We start from the raw sequence: 21,573 nt of genomic DNA, 5'->3' as shown, positions 1-21,573 counted from the left end.
TAGCACAAGACAAGTTTATTTGGCACTCTTTCACTTAAATAATATATTTCACACAATTAAAAAAAGATGTCGAAAACCGACATCTCTTTTTCTACATATATACGATAATTGCAAGTATAATCGCTAGAATAATACGATAGATGGCAAACGGAACTAATTTCACTTTCGAAATAAGCTTCAAGAAAAACTTAATAGAAATAAGAGCGAACACAAATGCGCTGATAAATCCAACGATATAGAAATTCATGTCGCCGAAATTAATTTCATTCCAATGTTTCAGCAGGGATACAAGACTGGCGCCCGCCATAATAGGAACCGCCATAATAAACGTAAAGTCGGATGCCGTACGATGGTCTAGCCCTAGCATAACACCGCCGGAAATCGTTGCTCCTGACCGAGAAAAACCTGGCCATAGGGATAAACATTGAATAAGCCCCACTTTAAATGCTTGCCCATATGATAAATCATCAAGTGAGTGCACTTTTGGTCTTTTTGGTCCCCATTTATCCGCGGCAATCATAAATAACGCTCCGAAAAACAGACTGAAAATAACAGTTTTAATACCAAATAAGTGCTTGTCAATAAAGTCTTCGAATAGAACACCTAATATACCAGCAGGGATAATACCCACGATGACATGCAACAAATTGAAATGATGATGAGGTCTTTGTCCCTTGATATGATATAAACCAACAAGGCTTAACATCCGCTTCCACATCACCACAACGACTGCTAGGATAGAACCCAGCTGAATCACAATTTTGAATGTATTGGCCGATGACTCGCCAAGAAACTCTTGCGTTTTCAACCACATATCATCGACGATAATCATATGGCCAGTAGAAGATACAGGGGCGAATTCAGTCATGCCTTCCACAAAACCTAAAATGATGGATTTTATTAATTCAATTATTTCCATAATAACTCCTTATCTTTTATTTGATGCTTCATTTGGCTATTGCCAGCAAAATTAATCATAACACATCGGGAATGGTAGCTATTTTATAATTCCATTACATTAATCCGTCAACTTCACGTCTACAATCCACATTTCACTCCGGCTATTAGTTCGAATCGGTGGCCCCCAAAATCCAAAACCAGATGATACGAGATAGTGCGTTGTATTTTTTAATAAATAACCATAGTCCAACTCAAATGTTTTTTTCGTTATCCACTGATTGGGCCACATCTGCCCGAGATGAGTATGGCCTGAGAGATGGATATCGACACCAAGTTCTGTAGGTGTGCTCAAATCTGATGGCGTATGGTCCATGACTATCCACGGATATTGCTGATCAACATGCTCAGCTAATTCTTTTAAAGACTTGCGAGTAGTATTCGTCTTATCTTCCCTTCCTGTTAAATAAAACGCATCGGCTATACATATTGTTTCATCTTGTAAGATGGTTACAGAAGATTTTTTCATTTCTTCTACAAATATAGGAATTTGGCGACCGTAATATTCGTGATTACCTAAAACTCCATATACACCATATGTAGAAGTTAACTTTTTCATGACCTCATCCATGTGATATGCCTTAAACCAATACGGGTGATCGTCTACAATATCACCCACTAATAATACGACGTCAGGCTTTGTCTCATTCGACATATTCACAAATTTTTGTAAAAGCTTTTTGTTAGACAAGATGCCTAGATGAAAATCTGACGCAATGACCATACGAAAATCTTTACCTTCAGGATGATTTTTTTTAACAGCTATCTCTTTTCTCCTAATGACCGGTGAATACGCCATATATGAGCCAATTCCTATGATCAATGCGAATATGCCAATAACAGCTACTCCTACCCATAAGACTGTTAGTGAGGGAATGAGCCATAGGGCTAAATCAGCGAGCGGGAACAAGAGAAGCCCATATTCGACCAACACCATCCAGTAGGCGCTCACCACTTTAGTTAGACGAAACTTTTCATTGAAATTGCTGATGACAATACTATATGCGATATAAAGCCAAACAATGGCAAATATAAGGCTAAAATGAGAGTGAAAAACGGTTGATAAAAAGTGGTACACATTCCATCCAAGGTAATAGACAATCAAATTATAAATGACAAGCAATAAAAGACCTTTGACTATTTTGCTAACTCCCATAGAACGCTCCTTTCCTCACCTTTTTAAACTGTATGTAAATATATTTCCATCAAATAACGAAGTAGAACAAGCCCAATTTCTTACTTTACTAAGGAAATCAGGCTTTTACTTATTTTAATATGGCGCAATCCAAATAAAGTAATGCATAAAAATAATGCAAGAATATACAGTTAGTACAGTAGTTAACAAAGCGCTTCTTTTTAAAATTACTTTATAGAAAATAGGCGCGTATCTCCTAACAACAACCATTAAAATACTAGTCAACAGGATCCCTATAAATAATTCTGGTAAAGCTAAATAAACAGTAATATCTCCTATCGCTAGCAATGCATCTAGCAAGACCGCATAGCCTAGTAATCTAAACTTACCCGCGTGTAATTGCAAGTTGAACAGAAGCCGGCTAATCATAAATTTTATATTATCCAAACTCTCCTCCCCCTTACCAGTAATTATATATATTTTTGGTTAATTACGGCAAATTAGAGGCGATTATCCATAGTATCTTTATAAGCAATTGGGTTACTTAACAGAAACTTAAATCCATTCAGCAAACCAAGCTACATAATATGCCGCAGGGACAAACAGTAGCTGAGCTAAAAGCGTGCCTAAAAATTTTGAACTAATCATGGTTAATGAATAACTTTTCAAATATACATAATCTACTTGTTTTTTTATCACTCGATCGGCTAATACAGACACTTTTGGATCGATGAATAGTGTTAATAGCAATGTCGCAATTCCATTGATAATTCCAGAAGACATCAATGCTGTCTGCGCATAATCGCTCGGTACTAGCATCGAGGCATAAATAGATGAGAGTACCCCTGTTGTAAATACAGCTGTGATGAGGATATTAATCATAAATAGACGCTTAGGGATGGTCTTGAATGTGATATCGTGCAAATAATGCCATTTTGGCAGTCTAAAACAACGCAAAATATTTTTCATACCCTTTAGATTGAACTGCTTCTTAAATAAGGTAAATAAAGAACCCTTTTCATTTGATAAGCCAATAATAGCTCTTGAAAAAATGTTAATAAAAGCAGGAAAAAGAAATATTCCGAGCAAAACCCCTAATGATGTCACAGCAATTAATATTCGATACTGATCCTCTATATAACTTAATTTGTCCATCTTTGGGGCTTCCACAATAAGCTTAGCTGTTAATGGCTGTTGAATCATTGTAGAGAATCTAGAAACAATCACAAGCGTACTAAACAAAGAAATTGCCGTAGCGATTAATTTCACTCTAACCCCCGATATTCTCGTAGAATAAGCCAATGTATCAATCATTGTGACAATCACTAGAAATAGCGAGATGATGATAAGTTTGGACGTAATAATCTGTATAACCTCCCATGATAGAAATCTCTATCATAAATATTCTCTAATCATTATGTAAATTTCATAAAGCATTTTGCTATTTCATCATGAGCAGCCTTCCACCGGACTTGCAAGCATCCGAGACATGAACCATTACAGTATAAGCAAGCAATTTAGTTAGAAACAGTCTTATAAAGGGTAAAGAATAGTTATCTAACTAGCAAGACGCTATTTTTTAAGCAAGGTTCAAAAATAAGCAGCATTTGTTGGATACATTCTAAAGAATGACCAGGGGTGGGTGAGTATAATGCAGATTAAAGATTCAAAAGGCACTATCTTCAAAAAGAAAATTTTAAACAGCAAATTTGTTATCTATACACTTATTGTCTTCATCTTGAGTATAACTCTTCTAGCGCTATCTAAAATCGGATTTGTTTTAATCCCTTTCGCTATCTTTATTAGAACTATCTTTTTGCCGATCATACTGGCAGGAATTTGCTTCTATTTATTCAATCCGTTGATTGATTTCTCCGAGCGAGCTGGGGTAAAGCGGACTATATCCATTTTATTATTATACGTATTGATTATCGGCATACTTACGGTCATTATTTCCTCTGTTCTGCCAATTTTAAAAGAACAGATTCAAAGTCTCATCATGAATATTCCAACTCTCACAAAAGAGGTGCAACATACGGTTTTACAATTGGCACATAATGATTTTGTTGAAAAATGGATGCAACCTCTAAATGCTGATATTGATCGAATATCGCAAAGTGTGTCAGGCTATCTCAGCAATAATGCAGCAGATTTTTCACATGGTATATTTTCAGTTGTAGGAACCATTACAGAAGTGATTTTGGCTGTGGCAGTGCTTCCTTTTATTCTTTTCTATTTATTGAAGGACGGTGATAATCTGCCAACATATATTCTACAGTTTTTGCCAGATCAATCACGTTCAGAAACCAAGCGAATCTTAAGCGAAATGAACCATGCGTTAAGTTCATATATACGTGGTCAAATCTTCGTATCCTTATGTATCGGCACATTGCTTTTAATTGGCTATTTTATTATCGGCTTAGATTACGCCTTAACGCTAGCAATCATTGCGATGGTAACGAATGTAGTGCCGTATCTAGGGCCTATTATTGCTATCACGCCAGCCATTATTCTTGCGCTGATTCATTCGCCATCTATGCTGTTGAAATTAGCCATCGTTTGGGTCATCGTTCAATTGCTTGAAGGAAAACTAATATCTCCACAAATCATGGGCAAATCCCTGCGAGTCCATCCGATAACGGTTATTTTCGTTATTTTGACTGCTGGAAATCTATTTGGTTTGCCAGGTATTATCTTGGCGGTACCAGGCTATGCCGTACTAAAAGTAATCGTCACACATATTTATCAATTTATTCGATTGCAGTCTAACATGTTTGCGGATAAAAAGATTATTACAGAAGAAGAAGAGGTTCCTACCGAGACCTCACCAATTATTGTAGGTCCAGAATCTCAAGATAAATAGTTGAATGTATAAAAGAGCTAGAGTTCAGTGTGTTCTGTACTCTAGCTCTTTCATTTTTTCGTTTAAGATGAGTGCTTCTTGCGAAGATCATTCATATGTTTCTCTTTCACTTGTACTTCTACATTTGTATAAGGCAACAATTTATTGTAGATAAGATTAACTGGTATTGCATCAGGCCTATGAAGAGCGTTAATCTTCTTCACCACATGCAACCTATTACGATTGATAACTTCTATACACTCTGATTCAATATCAATTGATTTCAGAGTGCAACGGTTGCTAAAAACAATCAGAGAATAAAAAAACTTCTCATCTACACTTGAAAGTAAACGCTGCAAATGTTGTATATGTGATCGATTTTGCTTGATAGGATTGTAAAATTTATACTTCTTTTTATTTTGAAAAACCTGAGTCCATTTATAATCGCGTTCTCTACCATAAATCCATCCGCTATAATTTTTAGATTCAATCACATAAATCATACTTTCATGTATGAATATAACGTCGATTTCCGTTGTATCTCCATTTGGCTTAGGAATATAAAGATTGACTAGCGTTTTATGCTTGCCCGGCAACTTTTGCAACTCTTTTACAATTAAATATTCCCCATATAGCCCCTTGTTAAAAAAGGTTTTCCCGAATGATGTGCCTGTCAGTTGTTTATATTCACTTTTTTCATAACCAATATATCGAACATATTGGATAGAAAGCAAAAAACAAATAAAGATGATTCCTATTATAATCAATGTATATCACCCACTTCTACCTTTTTATATTTTTACCAGTAAATAGATTATTATTAATATCATTTTCCTATATTATATTGTTTTTAGCTACTAGTTTATTGATGGAATTAAAAAAAGCCCAGAATTCAATATAGAATTCTGGAACCTATTTATATTTTTTCAATATAAACGCTCTAATGGCACAGAAACAACCACTTTAAATAAATCGCCATCAATTGTGATTTCCATGCTGCCTTGGTGGAGATCGACGATAGATTGAGCAATAGCAAGGCCAAGGCCTGACCCTTCTGTATGGCGAGCGGTATCAGCTCTTTTAAAACGTTCATAGAGCTCCTCAACATTTTGGTCGCCAAACTCATATTTCGTAATATTTTTGATAACAAACTGCGCTTTATCATTCACTCTCTCTAATGTGATATAGACACGTGTTCCTTCCATTGTATACTTTAATGCATTGATCAACAGGTTATCTAACACGCGCCACCACTTTTGCCCATCTACATATGCAAATAATGGCTCCTCTGACAATTGCACACGGAACGACATATTTGCTTTTTCAATTTCTTCCTCATGTTCGCCCACTGCTTGCTTGACTAGTTGATTTAAATCAACTCGCTGTTTGTGCAGTTCGATATTACCGGTCGCCATCTTGGACACCTCGAATAGATCCTCAATCAATGTTTTTAAGCGTTGTGATTTTTTATCTAATATCGCTATATAGCTATTACGCTCATCCTCTGTCAATGCAGGATTTTTCAATAAATCGGTGTACGTAATAATAGATGTTAATGGTGTTCTTAAATCATGGCTGACATTGGTAATTAGTTCCGTTTTTAACCTCTCACTTTTCGCTTGTTCGGTAATAGAAGAACGGACACCTTCACGTAAGGCGTTCAAATTTGCTGCATGCTGGGCAAAAGGTGATTTGCCTCGAACGGGAATATCACCGCTTAATCGCCCCTTAGCCATATCCTCTGTCTGTTTCATCATTCGATTTAAATAACCCATGCGACGCAGAAATACTAATGCTGCTGGAGTTGCTACAAACATAAATAAAAACATGTAAAGTAAAAATGCCCCTCCACTACCATCCGATACAATGACTATGCCTACGCCTGCTAAAAAAACAGTAATTAGCAATGCGATAGATTGTAGACCAATGCTTCTAGATAAAAATAAATGTTGAATATCCTTTATTACATGAAGAAGGATAGATCCTTTAATAGCTTTCGCACGCTTCTCCCCTGTATCCAAGTCTTTCATCAACATCATCGATTGCCTGATGATTAAATGTACTAAAACAAACAATAGAGCAAATTCGAATATAAAAGTGAAAACAAACATCGCTTTATTAAAGAAAGTTCCATATATACGAGTGAATACAAAGTGTTCTGATAATAAAATAACGGCAAAGAGAGTCGCAAATAAATTTAAGGCAATAAATATCCCTCTTATATCAATAGGCCATTTGCGTATCCACTGGTAAAGTGCGCGGCCCTTCTGTATCTCTAATTGAAACGGACGTAATAAAAATAAGGCAATTATAGAAAATATACTAACTAACCAAATAAAATAAAGAAGTCGTTTGTGGAATTGAAAATTTTTATATTCCTCATAGTAGCTTGATTGTGTAAATAATTTTTCTGAAATAGATATACTTCCTGTATATCGATGAGTCTTCTGCTCCAATAAATTTGACACATCATAAGAGATTCCATCACTTCCTTCATAGACAATATCATCAGAAGATAATGATAAATCTAGGGTATCATCGGTACGGTTATACCGCTTTGTATAGGCTGTATCTCCCTGCACATTGCCCTTCACAAATGATTGGCCTGTCTCTAGATCAGTGAGGTTATATGAGTAATAAGAGAAATATTTGAAAAAGTCCTCTTTGTTATTCTCTCTGTCGCTTATATACTGATCAATATCTTTTTCTTTAATTTTTATAATCTTGTCGCGTACATATTGATCGTCTTCAAAGTTCTTTGTGATATCTTTTATTTTTTTCTCTCGCTCTTTGATTAGTGCCTCTTCTACGGTAGTAGCCTTGGCATCTTTTGCTTCTTGGATCCTATCTCTATACTGGTCTTTAATATTGGCTATTTGCTCTCCTAAGCTTCCATAATAATTTCGATAATCCTCTATTTCACTAGAAGAAACCTTGATTTTTTTCTTCGCTTCATCTCCATCGGCTGGATTTAATACAAGCGAGCCTAATTGGTGTGTAAAATCGTCATAATCTGATTGGAAAGTATCAGATTCAAAAAAGTTTTTCAGAAAGTATTGGTGGCCATATTCTAAAAATGAATATAGCCCAACCAATACAATAGATATTAGAGACAACTGGGCAATATATTTATTTCGTTTCATGCGTTTCCTCCAATTGTACGTGTTAGCTGAGCTAGGGCTTTGGCAAAACTAAAATCAATAAAGTGCAAAATAAATGATAAGCAATATAAAAGACTAGCGAATGCAAGCAACAAAGCGATGATTGACCAAATCAATGCGCTATGCTCTTTCCATTTTGTAGCCAATTCCCCACACCACCTTTAAGTACTTTGGATTTTTTGGATCTACTTCTATTTTTTCACGTATTTTTCTTATATGAACTGCAACAATATTATCCGCATTGTAAGCCGCTTCTTTCCAAACACGCTCGTAAATTTCTTCTATTGAAAATACACGACCTGCATTGGTGATTAAGAGTTCTACGATGTTATATTCAATCTTTGTCAGTTTTATAGGCTCGCCGTCCAGCGACAATTCCTTTGCTTCTGCATCTAATGCTAACCCGCCTAATACTACTTTCCCTTGCTGTTCTTGATAGGTCCCTAGTTTCACGTAGCGACGCAATTGAGATTTAACGCGAGCCATTAGTTCTAATGGGTGGAAGGGCTTTGTCACATAATCATCGGCACCAACTGATAATCCGTGAATTTTATCTCCATCCTCCGCTTTTGCGCTCAGCATAATAATCGGGATATTTTGTTCTTCTCGAATTTTAAAAGTTGCTTGTATGCCGTCCATTTCTGGCATCATAATATCCAATATGATTAAATGAACTTCATTTTCCATTAATCTTTCCAATGCCTCTAACCCATTCGCTGCTTTTAATACATGGTAACCTTCGTTTTTCAAGTAGATTTCAATGCCATCACGAATATCTTGGTCATCATCTGTGACTAATATCGTATAGGATGCCACTTCATGCACCTCATTTCACTGTTTTCTATATAGTTCATTTTACAGGTTAAATCTTAAAAAGAAGTGAGCCTAAAAATGAAGAAATTCTTAAGATTTAATCCTATTTTACAGGATTTCACAACCCTATCGAAGAGAACTTTCTAACACCAACAATAATAAACAACAAAAAACAAACTAAGATCACTTCATTCCTAAGTGATAATAGTTTGTTTTTGTAACTTGCCCACTCTACTTGATTCTAAAATGGAGTATGATACAGCTCTGGAAATAGAGTTACTACTTTAAAGGAATGTCAAAGTTCTTTCCTGATCTTATCAATTCGTGCGTAACACCATTACGTACATTGTCTGTAGAGAACTGAATGTCACCCATTTGTTTAGGACGTTGTTTCAGCAATAGGCCTATTCTTCCCTCTCTTTTTTCACCTTTACGATAGTCGACTCTTGAAGCGCTACTTTCGCCAACAAAGGTATCATCACTAAAGATAAAATTTCTTCTTGGAACGAAAAAACTTTCTCCATCAAATTGAACATCTAGGAAGCTAAAGAACTGTACTTCCTCAGGATATTGATTAGTCACTTTATAGATAATTTCTATGTAATATGCATGGTCTTTAATCTTCCATCCGGATTTTTGAACAGCCTCATTTAATTCATTCCAATCTGCATCTTTGTATTTGTTTTTTTCTTTAAGTAAATCCTCTATCGACTTATTATTATAATTATTTAAATACTGTTTCTCTTCATCAACTATATCTGTCATTTTTATCAGTTTAACTTCCTTAACAAAGATATGCATTTCGCCAACATTATACTCTTTCCTTATATTGTAATGTTGAATTAACTCAAGTGTCGCTCTATCTTTTTCCCTCACTTTTTGCCCTTGCGTCTTTAAGAAATCGCCTCCACCACTTTCTACTATTTTCAAAGTCTTTGGTTTTTCATTTCTTAGGGTCGTTTCTTTCGTCTCTTTTTTTGGAGCTAATTCATAAAATGCAATTAATAAAACACCAATCATCGCTAATATCACTAAAGTTGCCCATAGAAGCCTTTTATTATTCTTCAAAAAATAAACCTCATTTTATAAAATATGCTTCATCTTTGCTAGAATACTTCTTAGCAAAAAGTTAGCGAGAAACCAGTGGGTTCTCGCTCTTATATTGTAGCTAACAACCCAGCAGTTGAGCAACCCCACATCTACTAGTATAATGAAGCAAAAAGGGGGTTCTTTTGATGTACAAAAGTGTGGCAGATACAGCACAGGATCTCTCTATGCCCGAACATCAAGTGATGCGCTATGTCTTAGAAGGAAGGATACGCGCTGTACATGATGGCCAGCAATTCCTCGTTAATAGCGACCAATTTGAACGTTATTTTGAACAGTTGGAGAGAATAAAAGAAGAAATTGAAATATGGAAAAACACACCCATTCCAGAGGATATTGATATTAAGGATGAGGATTAAATAGTAAAAGCACCTATCTAAATGATGAGTGCTTTTTTTGATTAAAGTATTTTTATACATAAGATTTTAATTGTGCAGAAAGAACAGGAATGGTATATAAAAAAGACGTTAGATGTCTACGTCTTTTCTCTTTAAACTATATTAAAACTACTTTTAGTCATTATTTACTTGAAGTAAGTCATTTTTGATTTTACTTGTAGAGATTCCGTCAGTTCTTGGGAGGTAAACTACTTCGCAGTACTCCTTAAGGTCATCAAATTTCCCTTCCCAATCATCCCCCATAACGAAAATATCAATATTTTCTCGGATGATATCTTCTTTTTTTTGCTCCCAGGTATTTTCTGGAATAACCTTATCAACATATTTGATTGATTCTAATATCGCCTTGCGATTTTCGAAGCTATGATAGGCCTTTTTGTCTTTAAGGGCGTTGAACTCATCAGTAGAAATTGCTACAACTAGGTAATCTCCAAGCGCTTTAGCTCTTTTTAGTAAATTAATATGTCCCCAATGAAGTAAATCAAAGGTTCCATAAGTAATAATTTTTTTCATTTTTTTGCCTCCTACAAGATATAAGGTACCAAAAATATCAAAAAAAGTATATAATTATTTTGCTGTTAATGATAAAATTAATTACTTAACTTTTGTACACTAGCGCCGAGATAATACTTGCAATACTGGTGTTACAAAACTCAATTTTTTAATCATTTAACTTTTAAAATAATTATACTTGAATCAATTTTCAATTTAAATAAACATTTTTCTATGAATGTTGAATATATCTTTCGAATAAACACTATAATCGTATGAAGTACTTGGTATATGGTAGATTTATAATACTATGGTTAGTAAAATTTATAAAATAAAAAGTTCGATTATCCTATATAGTTGGGTATAAAATAGAAGACTAATAGAAAGTCATTCCCTAAGGAGAAGAAGTGTAAGTGAGCCAGAAAAACAACATACAATCATATGTTTCTACTTTAAAGAAGAAAAGCAAATCCTTATTAACAAGAATCTACAAAAAAATCTTTACTTTTTCCAGCCACTTGCCGGGAGATGAAAAGCTAATCATTTTTGAAAGCTTTTTAGGAAAGCAGTATAGCTGTAATCCAAGGGCTATATATGAATATTTGAGGGATACACAGTCAGATTATAAGATGTACTGGAGTGTAGATAAAAACTATACTGCTTATTTTCAAGAAGAGGGTATTCCTTATTTGCGTCGTTTCTCTGTGAAATGGCTCATAAAGATGGCGAGAGCGGGCTATTGGGTTTCAAACAGCCGTTTGCCTCTTTGGATTCCAAAACCAAAACATACGACTTATTTGCAAACTTGGCATGGAACGCCGTTAAAGAAATTAGCAGCTGATATGAAAGAAGTCCATATGCCTGGAACAACAACGGAAAAATACAAAAAAAATTTTCACAGCGAAACGAGCAAGTGGGATTATCTAATCTCACCTAATACGTATTCGACCGAAATATTTTCAAGAGCCTTCAACGTTCCTAAAGAAAAAATTATTGAAAGCGGTTACCCAAGAAATGATATTCTTTATACCAGCCATAGCCATGAAAACATTCAACGACTGAAGGAAAGTTTAGAATTACCACATGATAAGAAGATTATTTTGTATGCGCCTACTTGGAGAGATGATGAATTTTATTCTGTTGGTAAATACAAATTTAATTTACAACTTGATTTGCATATGCTTCAAGCCGCTCTAGGTGAAGACTATGTCATATTATTAAGGCTGCATTACTTAATAGCTGAGAATTTGGACCTTAAGGATTTTGAAGGGTTTGCCTATAATTTTTCAGATTTCGTCGACATTAGTCAGCTATATTTAGTTTCTGATATCCTAATAACCGACTATTCCTCTGTTTTCTTTGATTACGCAAATTTAAAGCGCCCAATGATTTTCTTTGCATATGACATCGATACTTATCGTGACAAACTCAGGGGTTTTTACTTCGATTTTGAAAACCTAGCACCTGGTCCGCTTGTGAAAACTACAGAGGCGGTAATTGAAGAGGTTAAGAAATTTGAGCAGACGAATGGATTAATGGATTCATCTTTTATGTCATTCTATGAAAAATTCTGTGGGCTTGAAGATGGGCATGCCTCATCCCAAGTAGTAGAAAAAGTATTCCGGAAAAAATGAAAAAAGTCCGAGCCTTAATACGGCTGGGACTTTTTTGTATTTCTGATGCTCAACTCTTTCTTGTATCTTCGTTAAATACTTTATCTACAACACGTTCTGTAGCTTTTCCATCATCAAGGGAACAAAATGTTTCATAAAATTGATTATATCTTGTTTCGTAAATATTTTTAACCCTTTGGATATTTTTAATACTATCGATAACTTCTTCAGAATTATAAAGAAGTGGGCCAGGCAGCTCTTTTTCCATATCAATATAAAATCCTCTTAATACATCTTTATATTTTTTTATATCATATGTGTAAAACAGTATTGGTTTACGTAAATTAGCATAATCAAAAAATACAGACGAATAGTCAGTTATGAGAAGATCACTTATTATATATAAATCATTTACATCATTATACCTGGATACATCATATGCAAAATTCTCAAAGCCCTCTAAATTAAGATTATCAGAGATAAAATAGTGCATTCTTAATATGATGACATATTTATCTCCCAATTCTTCCTTAAGACGATTTAAATCTAATTGGAGGTTAAATTTATAATTCCCAGCTGAATGGTATTCATCATCTCTCCAAGTTGGTGCGTAAAGTATTACTTCTTTGTCTAACGGAATACCTAATTTATTTTTTATCATTGTTTTGTAGTCTGCTGTATAATTATATAAAATATCGTTTCTTGGATATCCATAAGTTAGCATGCGCTCTTTAGGATACATAAATGCACTCGCAAAAATATTTTCGCTATATTTATTCGCTGCTATCAAGTAGTCCCACTTTCTGGATTGATTATAGAAGTCATTTTTATAATTTTTATTCGCAGAAGTCACATTTTCCATATCGAATACCAAACGTTTAAGCGGCGTCCCATGCCAAGTTGATAAAATAATTTGATCTTCTTTTTTAGCAAGCCATTTTGGTTGTCTCATATTTAGCACGAAGTATTTAGAAACTGTCGCGTAATAAAAATATTTCCATCCGAAGCGCTTAATCACTTTTACATTAGGATTTGTAAATTCTGTTTCATCTTTAATTATCTCTTCATTATTTAGTACCCAGATATGCTTCCAGTTATTTGGTTCTTTCTCTAATAAATATTTAAATATCGATTTAGGGCTATCTGAATAATTTCTGCCAAGGAAACTTTCATAAATAATCGTATTACTTTTAATCGGCAACCTTGCAAAAACATTTTCTTGGATTTTTCTCTGTCTAAATCTTTTGTTTTTTGGTTTTAAAAATTGATAAGCTTTATATCCAAAAATCCGTGCCTTGCTAATTTTGTAAGCGGTTTTATAATTGCTTGATTTAATTGGCAGGATTTCTGGTTTATGCCTTTTTCTTAATTTGATAGGGTTAGAAGTTTTATTCAATAAGTGATTTAAAGTTGAATAAACTGGTAACATTTCATCGAACGATTCCCTAAACGATTTATTTGTATCAATTTGATACAAATAATAGTTAATAGCGGCTAATTTAATTTTCCGTGCCATTTCAAGGTCTTTACAATAATCAAGAGCTTCATCGAAAGCTTGACACTTTTTTAATAATCTATCATCTCTAATTTCTTGCGTTAATGATGGATAGTTTATAGAGTCATTATGAATATATTTAAAATACAATTTTGTCGTTGTTTGTTTAATTACATCGACATGGTTGTACAAGTCAACTAAAAATGGGATATCTCCATACAAGTCATTGGATGAATGGAAGTTTAACCCGCTTTCCTCTAGAAATGACTTTTTGAGGATGAAACTATGTGATCTAAAATGATAGTCAAGTTTCTTGAAATACTTTTTAGACTCTACACTAGTATACGTATGTTGGATTAGGTTACTTTCGTACATTCCGTTTATTACTTTAGCTATTTTTTCTTTGTCTGCATCTATATCACTAGCCTTTAAAACGGCTTGAAGGGTACCAAAAGAATCGTTATTGTATAAAGATTGTCCTCTTTCTCTGAAAGTCGTTTTCTTGTCCAACATAGTTTTTGTAATTCCAAACTTTAAAACATTTGTTTGATCAGGATCTTCATCTATTATTTGTTTTGCATAAATTAAAGCATTAGGGTGTAAGTAATCATCCGAATCTAGGAAAATGATATACTTTCCATTTGCATGCTTGATGCCCATATTTTTATATTCTTGTAAGTGGTTATTCCCAGACATGTTAATGTCGTTAACGTCCAATTTTGATTCCTTCAGCTTAGAAATCACTTTAGAATTGTTATGTAAAAAAACTATTTCAAAGTCCTTAAATGTTTGGTTTTCTAAACTTTCTTTATAATTATAGAGAAATGTTTCGCTGCTTTCTTTATAAGATGTAACTATTGAAAAAAACACGGTAAGTCCCCTCTCTCCAACTATTTGAAGTTATAAACAATTATACATTATTTTCCCTAATAATATAGTTAGAAACATCAAATTTTTGACATAGGAAGCCTTTAGTCTCCATATTTACTACTTTTTTGGATTAGGTCGAATTAGATGGTCTGTGGTGATTAAGAACTTTTTGAAAGGCTAACTAACGCGACAAATAGATTAATAAGCATCGATACCCTGATGCTACAATTGGATCATTACTGTCAGGAGCTGATACAATGACTAATTTATATTTTGTTAGGCATGCACATTCTACCTATACACCTGATGAATTAAATAGACCTTTATCAGAAAAGGGATTTTCTGATGTCACTCTGGTTACAAGATTATTAAAAACAGAGGGAATTGATGTTGTTCTTTCAAGTCCTTATAAAAGAGCGGTTCAAACCGTAGAGGGCATAGCAGAATACATACATACAGATGTAGGAATTATAGAAGGTTTTAAAGAACGGACTTTAACTACAGTCCCTTCAAATGATTTTGCTTTTGCAATAGCAAAAGTATGGGAAGACTACAACTTTTCATGGGAAGGTGGAGAGTCTAACGTTGTGGCTCAAAAAAGGGGTATTGAAGCTACATTTAAAATATTAGACAACTATAAAGATAAAAATGTAGTGATAGGAACACATGGAAATATCATGGTGCTAATCATGAATTTCTTTGACAGACAGTATAATTTTTCTTTTTGGCAGAATCTTGATATGCCAGATATATATAAATTGAATTTTGACGGAAAAGTATTAAGAAACGTAGAAAGAATTTGGGATAGATATTAATTCTTTTTTATTTAATTGGCGTTATTGTTATTAACACAATTGCTCCTGAACTCTATATCAATTTATTCTGGAATTTTTTTCATTTCATGAAAGATACGTTATGGATTGCGACAATACCAGTTTATTCATGGAAAGATATGCCGATTAAGTAGACGATAAAAGTATGAAGTGTAAAGCCATGAAAAACTACTCTTCAACCTAAAAGACTAAGAAGAAAAGTTATATAATGCAAAAGGATAGATGTATACAGGCCCACACTCCTGTTCATCTATCCTTTCTTTTTAAACCAATATTATGATAAATATCTTTTAATTGAGTTAAATTGAAATAACAGTTTTAGTTTTTGTCAGCATATCGCCATAATCTTCCACCATCGCGCTCGCAGTCGGAAGCATTCCCGCTCCTGGGCCTACAAGTGTTACGGTGCCTAGCAGATCCGCCTCAATGGCAACAGCGTTGTTTACTTCCTCAATTGAATAGAGAGGGTGACTCTGATCTATGAGCTCAGGTCTAACTGTCGCATGCACCTCGCCTGTTTTATAATTTTTTTGGACTAGTGCAATATGTCGGTAGCGCATGCCTTTTTCAGTTGCTTCTTTTACTTGTTGGGATGTGATTTCATTAATACCTTGTACTTTTACATCCTTCCAATCTGGCTGCTCTTTAAATGCTAGTTCACTGAGGATCATTAGTTTTCGAAAAGCATCTTGGCCTGATATATCGTTATAAGGATCTGCTTCAGCGTAGCCTAATTTCTGTGCATCTTCTAAAGCATCCTCAAATGCCATTCCTCTTGCACGCATTTGGGTCAATATGTAATTGGATGTTCCATTTAATATACCTTGAATGCGCTGTACCTCATTGACACGAAGCAGATTTTGCATCGTTTTTATAACAGGAACGCCGCCTGCAACTGTTGCCTCAAAACCTACCTGCACTCCATGTTTCGCTGCTTTTTCCTGAAGTGATTTGCCATGCTTAGAAAACATCACTTTATTAGCGGTGATAACGTTGCATCCCTTTTCAATAAGGCGGTCAAGGTATTGATATGCAGGTTCCTCTCCTACAATTGCTTCGAAAACAACATCAAGATTCGAAATATCCAGGATTTCCTCTATTTGATTTGTCAGCATCTCTTTAGCAGCATGAGGACGTGGCTTATTCGGATTGCTGACGAGGACTTTTGCTACTTCTAGGTCGACATCTAGCATCTGTTTCAATTGACTGCGCTTTTCTGTTAATATGCGATAGACCCCCTGGCCAACTGTACCAAAACCTAATATAGCAACCTTTACCTTTTTCAAAAAACCGCCTCCATTGTCTTATACTGAATTAATCTACATACTGATGATTTTAGCTTACACAGAGTATGTTTACAAGATAAATCCTCCTACAAAAGACATGTGTGTACCTGGAGTGTTCATTTAAATCAAAATGAAAAGAGTGAAAAGACAATCCATCACTCTTTTCTTTATTTATTTAAAAAATTTTTTAGGAAATGCTGCTACTTCCCTGAGGCGAAGCGAAACTCATTAACAAATTATTTTGCTGCAACTTTTGGGCTTACCTTTGTGAATGCTTCTTCTAGTGCAGAGATGATATCATCGATTGCTTCTAACCCAATAGATAAGCGAATTAATTCCTCTTGCACGCCTGATTTTTTCAACTCTTCACTGTTTAATTGTTGATGAGTTGTTGAGGCCGGATGAATAATCAATGAGCGGGCATCTCCTACATTTGCCACGTGACAGAACAATTCGACATTGTCGATAAATTCGCGTCCAGCATCTCTGCCTCCTTTAATTCCAAATGTAAGAACAGAGCCATAGCCATTCTTTAGATACTTTTTAGCAAGAGGAGCGAATTCACTATCAGAGAAGCCATTGTATCCTACCCATTCCACCTGAGGATGCTGACGTAAGTATTCAGCTACCTTTCTAGCATTTTCATTATGATAAGGCACACGAAGATGCAGTGTTTCAAGACCTTGCAATAGTTGGAAGGCAGCATCTGGGCTAAGCGTTGGCCCAAAGTCGCGCAGCAATTGTACGCGCAGGCGTGTAGCGAAAGCTGCATTACTCACATCAATGCCATAGCGGATGCCATGATAGGATTCATCTCTTTCTGTATAGTCAGGGAATTTGCCTCGTGTCCAATCAAACTTGCCTGCATCCACCACCACGCCAGCGATTGTTGTACCGTGCCCGCCAATCCACTTAGTCGCAGAGTGAATCACAATATCAGCGCCATATTCAATAGGACTACATCCAATCGGTGAGGCAAATGTATTGTCGATGATTAGAGGGATTTCGTGTCGATGGGCAATATCCGCAATACTTTCGATATCTGCTACTGAAAGACTAGGATTACCAATCGTTTCAACATAAATCGCTTTTGTATTTTTTTGGATTGCCCCTTCAAAATCTTCAAGCTTCCGTTCATCTACAAATGTAGTATTGATTCCGTATCGCGGCAAAGTATTAGCAAATAAATTGTACGTTCCTCCATACACACTCGCAGCTGAAACTATATGATCACCAGCACGCGCTATATTTAAAATAGAAAATGAAATGGCCGCCATGCCTGATGATAGAGCAACCGCTGCTGTTCCACCTTCAAGCAAGGCTACTCGTTTTTCAAAGACATCAACAGTTGGATTCATGATTCGAGAATAAATATTGCCTGGCTCTTCCAAGGCGAATAATTTCCGTGCATGCTCTGTATCATTAAATCTATAGGCTGTTGTTCGGTATATTGGCACCCCAATTGCACCAGTTGTAGGATCAGGCGTTTGGCCACCACGTACTGCTAAAGTCTCTTTACGAAATTCTGTCATTCTAATTCCCCCTAATATAGTTTGAGATGGAAAGCTGAGGTGTGGCAAGGATTTTTCCAAAAGAAAAACCCTTCTTCACATAAGAAGAGGGTCATTAGCATTTTCCTCCCCTTATCTGTCAGATTCGCAATAAAGAATCTGTAGGAATTAGCACCATGTAAGATAACTTACTGGTTGCCGGGCATCGCAGGGCCTTTCCCTCCGCCACTCTTGATAAAGGTAATTTATTCTGTTCCATCTTGTTGTTGTAAGTATAGGTATTGCATTTTAAAAAGTCAATACTATTTTTTGATATTTCTAAATATTACATACAAGCGGATTCGTTTCGCTAGTCATTTCCTACAATTTCTCCTATAGTTAATTAGAGAAATCCACAAAATAGGAGTTGTTCTACAGATGGTTAAAGATTTATTGCGTAGCCATTCATCAGTTCGAAAATATACAGGTGAAGAGATACCAAGAGAGGTTGTACGAGATTTAATTGAAACAGCACAAATGGCTGCTACCTCACATTTCATCCAAGCATACAGTGTCATCTGGGTAACTGATGCCGACAAAAAGAAAAAATTAGGCGAGCTCTCTAACAATGAGTTCCAATTCAAAACAGCGGGTGCTTCTTTCTTATTCTGCGTTGACTTCAAGCGTTTGGAGGCTGCCGGCAAAAAGCAAGGTGTAGAAATTGTGGCTGATTCTGCTGAAAACCTTCTTGCAGGCGTAGCCGACGTAGCACTATTTGCACAAAACTTTGTTATTGCTGCTGAATCAGAAGGATACGGCATTTGTTATATTGGCGGTGCACGCAATAACCCAGCTGATATCAGTGAATTATTCAATCTGCCTGAACACGTTTTTCCTATGTTCGCCATGACGATCGGAAAACCGACGAAAAGAAATGAAACAAAACCAAGACTTCCACTGGATGCCGTGCTACATGAAAATAGTTATGATGAAGAAAAATACGATACATTACTTGATGAATATGATGCGACATTAGAAGAATACTACCAACATCGTTCATCGAATCAAAAAATGTCGAATTGGACAAAACAAATGGCTGATTTCTTAGTGGAACAGCGTCGTCCATTTATCAAAGACTTCCTTGCATCCAAAGGATTTACTTGGAAATAGAAAAACGCTCTATAAGGTTTTTGGCTTTTGCCTGCCTTATAGAGCTTTTTTAATTATTTTTCTTCGATTCCCTCTATAACCATTTCTTTTACTGGTAAAAAGACTTCGCTTGAATTCACATATTTCAGCTTCACCGTGTCGCCTTCTTTCAGATAGACTGCGAGAGGAGCCACTTCTGAACTCACAATATAATTTTCTTTATTATCTAGCAAGAAGGAAACAGTTGTGAAATCCCCATTCTTTTCTTTATAAACGCGGACTACTTTTCCTTGAGTTTCTTTTTCTTCTGCTGCAGATGTTCCTTTTAGCGAACTGTTGCCAATTCGGGAGATAATTGTTTTATATTGCCGTAGTGCTTCATTTGGAGTTGCAGCAGATACTGAAAGTTCAGGCCTTGCTGCAGACACAATCGAGTAATTTTGTAGGAAGCCATTGGAATCTAATACTGGCACAAGCCAGCTAGCTTCACCGTAAAAATTGTAGATAATCGGCATAGAAGCACGCCATTTTTTCTCGATGAATTTTTTTTCAATGATTTGAATAGCACCCTGCGAATCCATATAGGATTCTTCTTTATTGCCTGTATAGTACGTTGCATGACCTGTACGCGCGTCTGTTAAAGAGTAGCCAAGCATAGAATCTACGCCTTTTTTCGGACTTCTAAAATCAGTGAAGTAAAACATTGTTCCATTCTCATCAAAGACAGGGCTGACATTCGCTTCTGTCCCTTCATCTGATGGCAATTTCACATCTTTCTTGCCGACTAGACTATTCCAAAAACCATGCACATATTTGCCGAAATATTCATTTTGTCGGCTTACTGCTTCGGGAGAGATCGCTCCGTCAATAAAGGCAGGTATTTTATCTAATGTATACGTTTTAGAAGCGCCTGTTTTTACATCTACCATAACAATGCCCTTTGGATCAAAGCCATTACGCGCAGAAATGAATTTTCCATACGTTCTGATATAATATGGCTTGCCGTCATCGTCTACTTCCAATTGTGGATCGCCATAAAAAATTTCTTTTGGATTAGCAAGTCTCATATGGCGTTCGACATTATTGTTAAAATAGCCAGAAGCTGTATAAACCATTTCTGATTTAACGAACTTTGGATTGTTAGATGAATCGGTTGCACTCATGATGAGATACCCTGGCGAAACTTTCCCCTTCATCCATTTGAAAAAGTCAGAAAACTCAACGGGTGCAATATAAACATATTCGCCCGCTACTTTTTGGATCTGCAAATCTCCTAATTCATAATAGCTAGGATTTGGCACTTGGCTGAAGGCCTTCTTCATCTTATTTCGTGCGAATTTTGGTGGAACACTTGCAGGTGTTTTCGTGTCATCAAACGCTTTCATTTCCACTTTGTGATCCATATCCGCCGACTCAAATTTTTGATTGGCGTTAAAAACGGGAGCAGCTAAAAGATAACCAAAATAAATTAAACTAGCAAAAGCGATTAAACCTTTTATTTTACGTTCCATGCCTGTAGATAATAAAAGACCAATGATAGCAAGAACTAAAATAACAGGCCAAATTATAGACCAATTTTGATCTATTTTAGTTACATAGAAGACAATGCTCGAGATTAATGTTCCTACAATAAAAATAAATAAGCCAAATTTTAATTTAAACGATGTTTTACGATCGCCCTCTGCTGTCTTACTTGCAAGCGGCGTTACCAAAACCATTGCGATCAAACCGATCAACGCTGACATCGTAAGAGTTAGTGTCATGTATTACTCATCCTTTCTTATCCTATAAATACGGTTGGGATGAATGAAAGTTTCAAAGAATTTATATGCTTGAGGATATGGAGTTCCAGCATCATTAAATAGTTCAACTAGATTGGTATAATTATCCTCCAATTCGGGAATTATTTTAAAAAAGGTAATTGGAGGATAA

The 21,573-nt window shown here is 35.4% G+C and carries 18 protein-coding genes, 1 pseudogene and 1 riboswitch; of the genes and pseudogenes, 5 read left to right on the top strand and 14 right to left on the bottom strand.

Annotated features, from left to right (window positions below; genetic code table 11):
* Positions 1-91: 91 nt before the first annotated feature.
* The 4 genes from M2M59_RS01015 to M2M59_RS01000 form a co-directional block, all read right to left on the bottom strand.
* Positions 92-919, bottom strand: a complete 828-nt coding sequence (locus tag M2M59_RS01015; protein WP_249775200.1) for an undecaprenyl-diphosphate phosphatase — start codon at positions 917-919, stop codon at positions 92-94.
* Between the two features lie 99 nt (positions 920-1,018).
* Positions 1,019-2,113, bottom strand: coding sequence for a metallophosphoesterase (locus tag M2M59_RS01010; protein WP_249775199.1), 1,095 nt, complete (start codon positions 2,111-2,113; stop codon positions 1,019-1,021).
* A 114-nt stretch (positions 2,114-2,227) separates the two neighbouring features.
* Positions 2,228-2,539, bottom strand: a complete 312-nt coding sequence (locus M2M59_RS01005) for a hypothetical protein (RefSeq protein WP_249775198.1) — start codon at positions 2,537-2,539, stop codon at positions 2,228-2,230.
* 108 nt (positions 2,540-2,647) lie between these two features.
* Positions 2,648-3,463 (bottom strand): lipid II flippase Amj family protein, encoded by an 816-nt coding sequence (locus tag M2M59_RS01000; RefSeq protein WP_249775960.1) that lies wholly within the window; start codon positions 3,461-3,463, stop codon positions 2,648-2,650.
* A 280-nt stretch (positions 3,464-3,743) separates the two neighbouring features.
* Here M2M59_RS01000 and M2M59_RS00995 point away from each other — a divergent pair, with 280 nt between their 5' ends.
* On the top strand, positions 3,744-4,955 hold the full coding sequence (locus tag M2M59_RS00995) for an AI-2E family transporter (protein ID WP_249775197.1): 1,212 nt from the start codon (positions 3,744-3,746) through the stop codon (positions 4,953-4,955).
* Positions 4,956-5,017: 62 nt separating this feature from the next.
* On the opposite strand, the gene M2M59_RS00990 is transcribed toward M2M59_RS00995, so the two are convergent.
* The 5 genes from M2M59_RS00990 to M2M59_RS00970 form a co-directional block, all read right to left on the bottom strand.
* Positions 5,018-5,701, bottom strand: a complete 684-nt coding sequence (locus tag M2M59_RS00990; protein WP_221297951.1) for a nuclease-related domain-containing protein — start codon at positions 5,699-5,701, stop codon at positions 5,018-5,020.
* 159 nt (positions 5,702-5,860) lie between these two features.
* On the bottom strand, positions 5,861-8,077 hold the full coding sequence (locus M2M59_RS00985; protein ID WP_249775196.1) for a sensor histidine kinase: 2,217 nt from the start codon (positions 8,075-8,077) through the stop codon (positions 5,861-5,863).
* A complete protein-coding gene (locus M2M59_RS00980; protein ID WP_249775195.1) occupies positions 8,074-8,241 on the bottom strand; it encodes a hypothetical protein in 168 nt (55 codons plus the stop codon). Before M2M59_RS00980 ends, M2M59_RS00985 begins: the two co-directional genes overlap by 4 nt.
* Positions 8,216-8,911, bottom strand: a complete 696-nt coding sequence (locus M2M59_RS00975) for a response regulator transcription factor (RefSeq protein ID WP_249775194.1) — start codon at positions 8,909-8,911, stop codon at positions 8,216-8,218. The genes M2M59_RS00980 and M2M59_RS00975 overlap by 26 nt, the downstream gene beginning before the upstream one ends.
* A gap of 276 nt (positions 8,912-9,187) precedes the next feature.
* Complete coding sequence (locus M2M59_RS00970) at positions 9,188-9,976, bottom strand: hypothetical protein (RefSeq protein WP_249775193.1); 789 nt, start codon at positions 9,974-9,976, stop codon at positions 9,188-9,190.
* Positions 9,977-10,143: 167 nt separating this feature from the next.
* On the opposite strand from M2M59_RS00970, the gene M2M59_RS00965 reads away from it, so the two are divergent.
* Positions 10,144-10,374, top strand: coding sequence for a MerR family transcriptional regulator (locus tag M2M59_RS00965; RefSeq protein WP_147195628.1), 231 nt, complete (start codon positions 10,144-10,146; stop codon positions 10,372-10,374).
* Between the two features lie 153 nt (positions 10,375-10,527).
* Here M2M59_RS00965 and tagD read toward each other — a convergent pair whose 3' ends face one another.
* Positions 10,528-10,926, bottom strand: coding sequence for a glycerol-3-phosphate cytidylyltransferase (gene tagD, locus M2M59_RS00960; protein WP_249775192.1), 399 nt, complete (start codon positions 10,924-10,926; stop codon positions 10,528-10,530).
* A 398-nt stretch (positions 10,927-11,324) separates the two neighbouring features.
* Between tagD and M2M59_RS00955 the strand changes: the two are divergent.
* A pseudogene (locus M2M59_RS00955) lies at positions 11,325-12,539 on the top strand (CDP-glycerol glycerophosphotransferase family protein); the annotation flags it as partial.
* 49 nt (positions 12,540-12,588) lie between these two features.
* Here the strand turns inward: M2M59_RS00955 and M2M59_RS00950 are convergent.
* Positions 12,589-14,883: a bifunctional glycosyltransferase family 2 protein/CDP-glycerol:glycerophosphate glycerophosphotransferase gene (locus tag M2M59_RS00950; RefSeq protein ID WP_249775191.1), complete on the bottom strand. Its 2,295-nt coding sequence runs from the start codon at positions 14,881-14,883 to the stop codon at positions 12,589-12,591.
* 257 nt (positions 14,884-15,140) lie between these two features.
* Here M2M59_RS00950 and M2M59_RS00945 point away from each other — a divergent pair, with 257 nt between their 5' ends.
* The gene (locus M2M59_RS00945) at positions 15,141-15,698 is read left to right on the top strand and encodes a histidine phosphatase family protein (protein ID WP_249775190.1); all 558 of its coding nucleotides are present in this window, start codon (positions 15,141-15,143) and stop codon (positions 15,696-15,698) included.
* A 317-nt stretch (positions 15,699-16,015) separates the two neighbouring features.
* Here the strand turns inward: M2M59_RS00945 and M2M59_RS00940 are convergent, their stop codons facing one another.
* Positions 16,016-17,002 carry a homoserine dehydrogenase gene (locus M2M59_RS00940; protein ID WP_249775189.1) on the bottom strand — a complete coding sequence of 329 codons (987 nt, stop codon included), beginning with the start codon at positions 17,000-17,002 and terminating at the stop codon, positions 16,016-16,018.
* Between the two features lie 236 nt (positions 17,003-17,238).
* Positions 17,239-18,534, bottom strand: a complete 1,296-nt coding sequence (locus M2M59_RS00935; protein WP_249775188.1) for an O-acetylhomoserine aminocarboxypropyltransferase/cysteine synthase family protein — start codon at positions 18,532-18,534, stop codon at positions 17,239-17,241.
* Positions 18,535-18,642: 108 nt separating this feature from the next.
* Positions 18,643-18,754: riboswitch (SAM riboswitch) on the bottom strand.
* 176 nt (positions 18,755-18,930) lie between these two features.
* On the opposite strand from M2M59_RS00935, the gene nfsA reads away from it, so the two are divergent.
* Positions 18,931-19,662 (top strand): oxygen-insensitive NADPH nitroreductase, encoded by a 732-nt coding sequence (gene nfsA, locus M2M59_RS00930; protein WP_249775187.1) that lies wholly within the window; start codon positions 18,931-18,933, stop codon positions 19,660-19,662.
* A 53-nt stretch (positions 19,663-19,715) separates the two neighbouring features.
* Here nfsA and M2M59_RS00925 read toward each other — a convergent pair whose 3' ends face one another.
* Positions 19,716-21,404 carry a hypothetical protein gene (locus M2M59_RS00925; RefSeq protein ID WP_249775186.1) on the bottom strand — a complete coding sequence of 563 codons (1,689 nt, stop codon included), beginning with the start codon at positions 21,402-21,404 and terminating at the stop codon, positions 19,716-19,718.
* Positions 21,405-21,573: the final 169 nt, after the last annotated feature.

This window comes from Rummeliibacillus sp. G93, assembly GCF_023515935.1.
Classification (GTDB): domain Bacteria; phylum Bacillota; class Bacilli; order Bacillales_A; family Planococcaceae; genus Rummeliibacillus; species Rummeliibacillus stabekisii.
The sequence above is the reverse complement of the archived record's forward strand: the minus strand, read 5'-3'. Positions and strand labels throughout refer to the sequence as shown.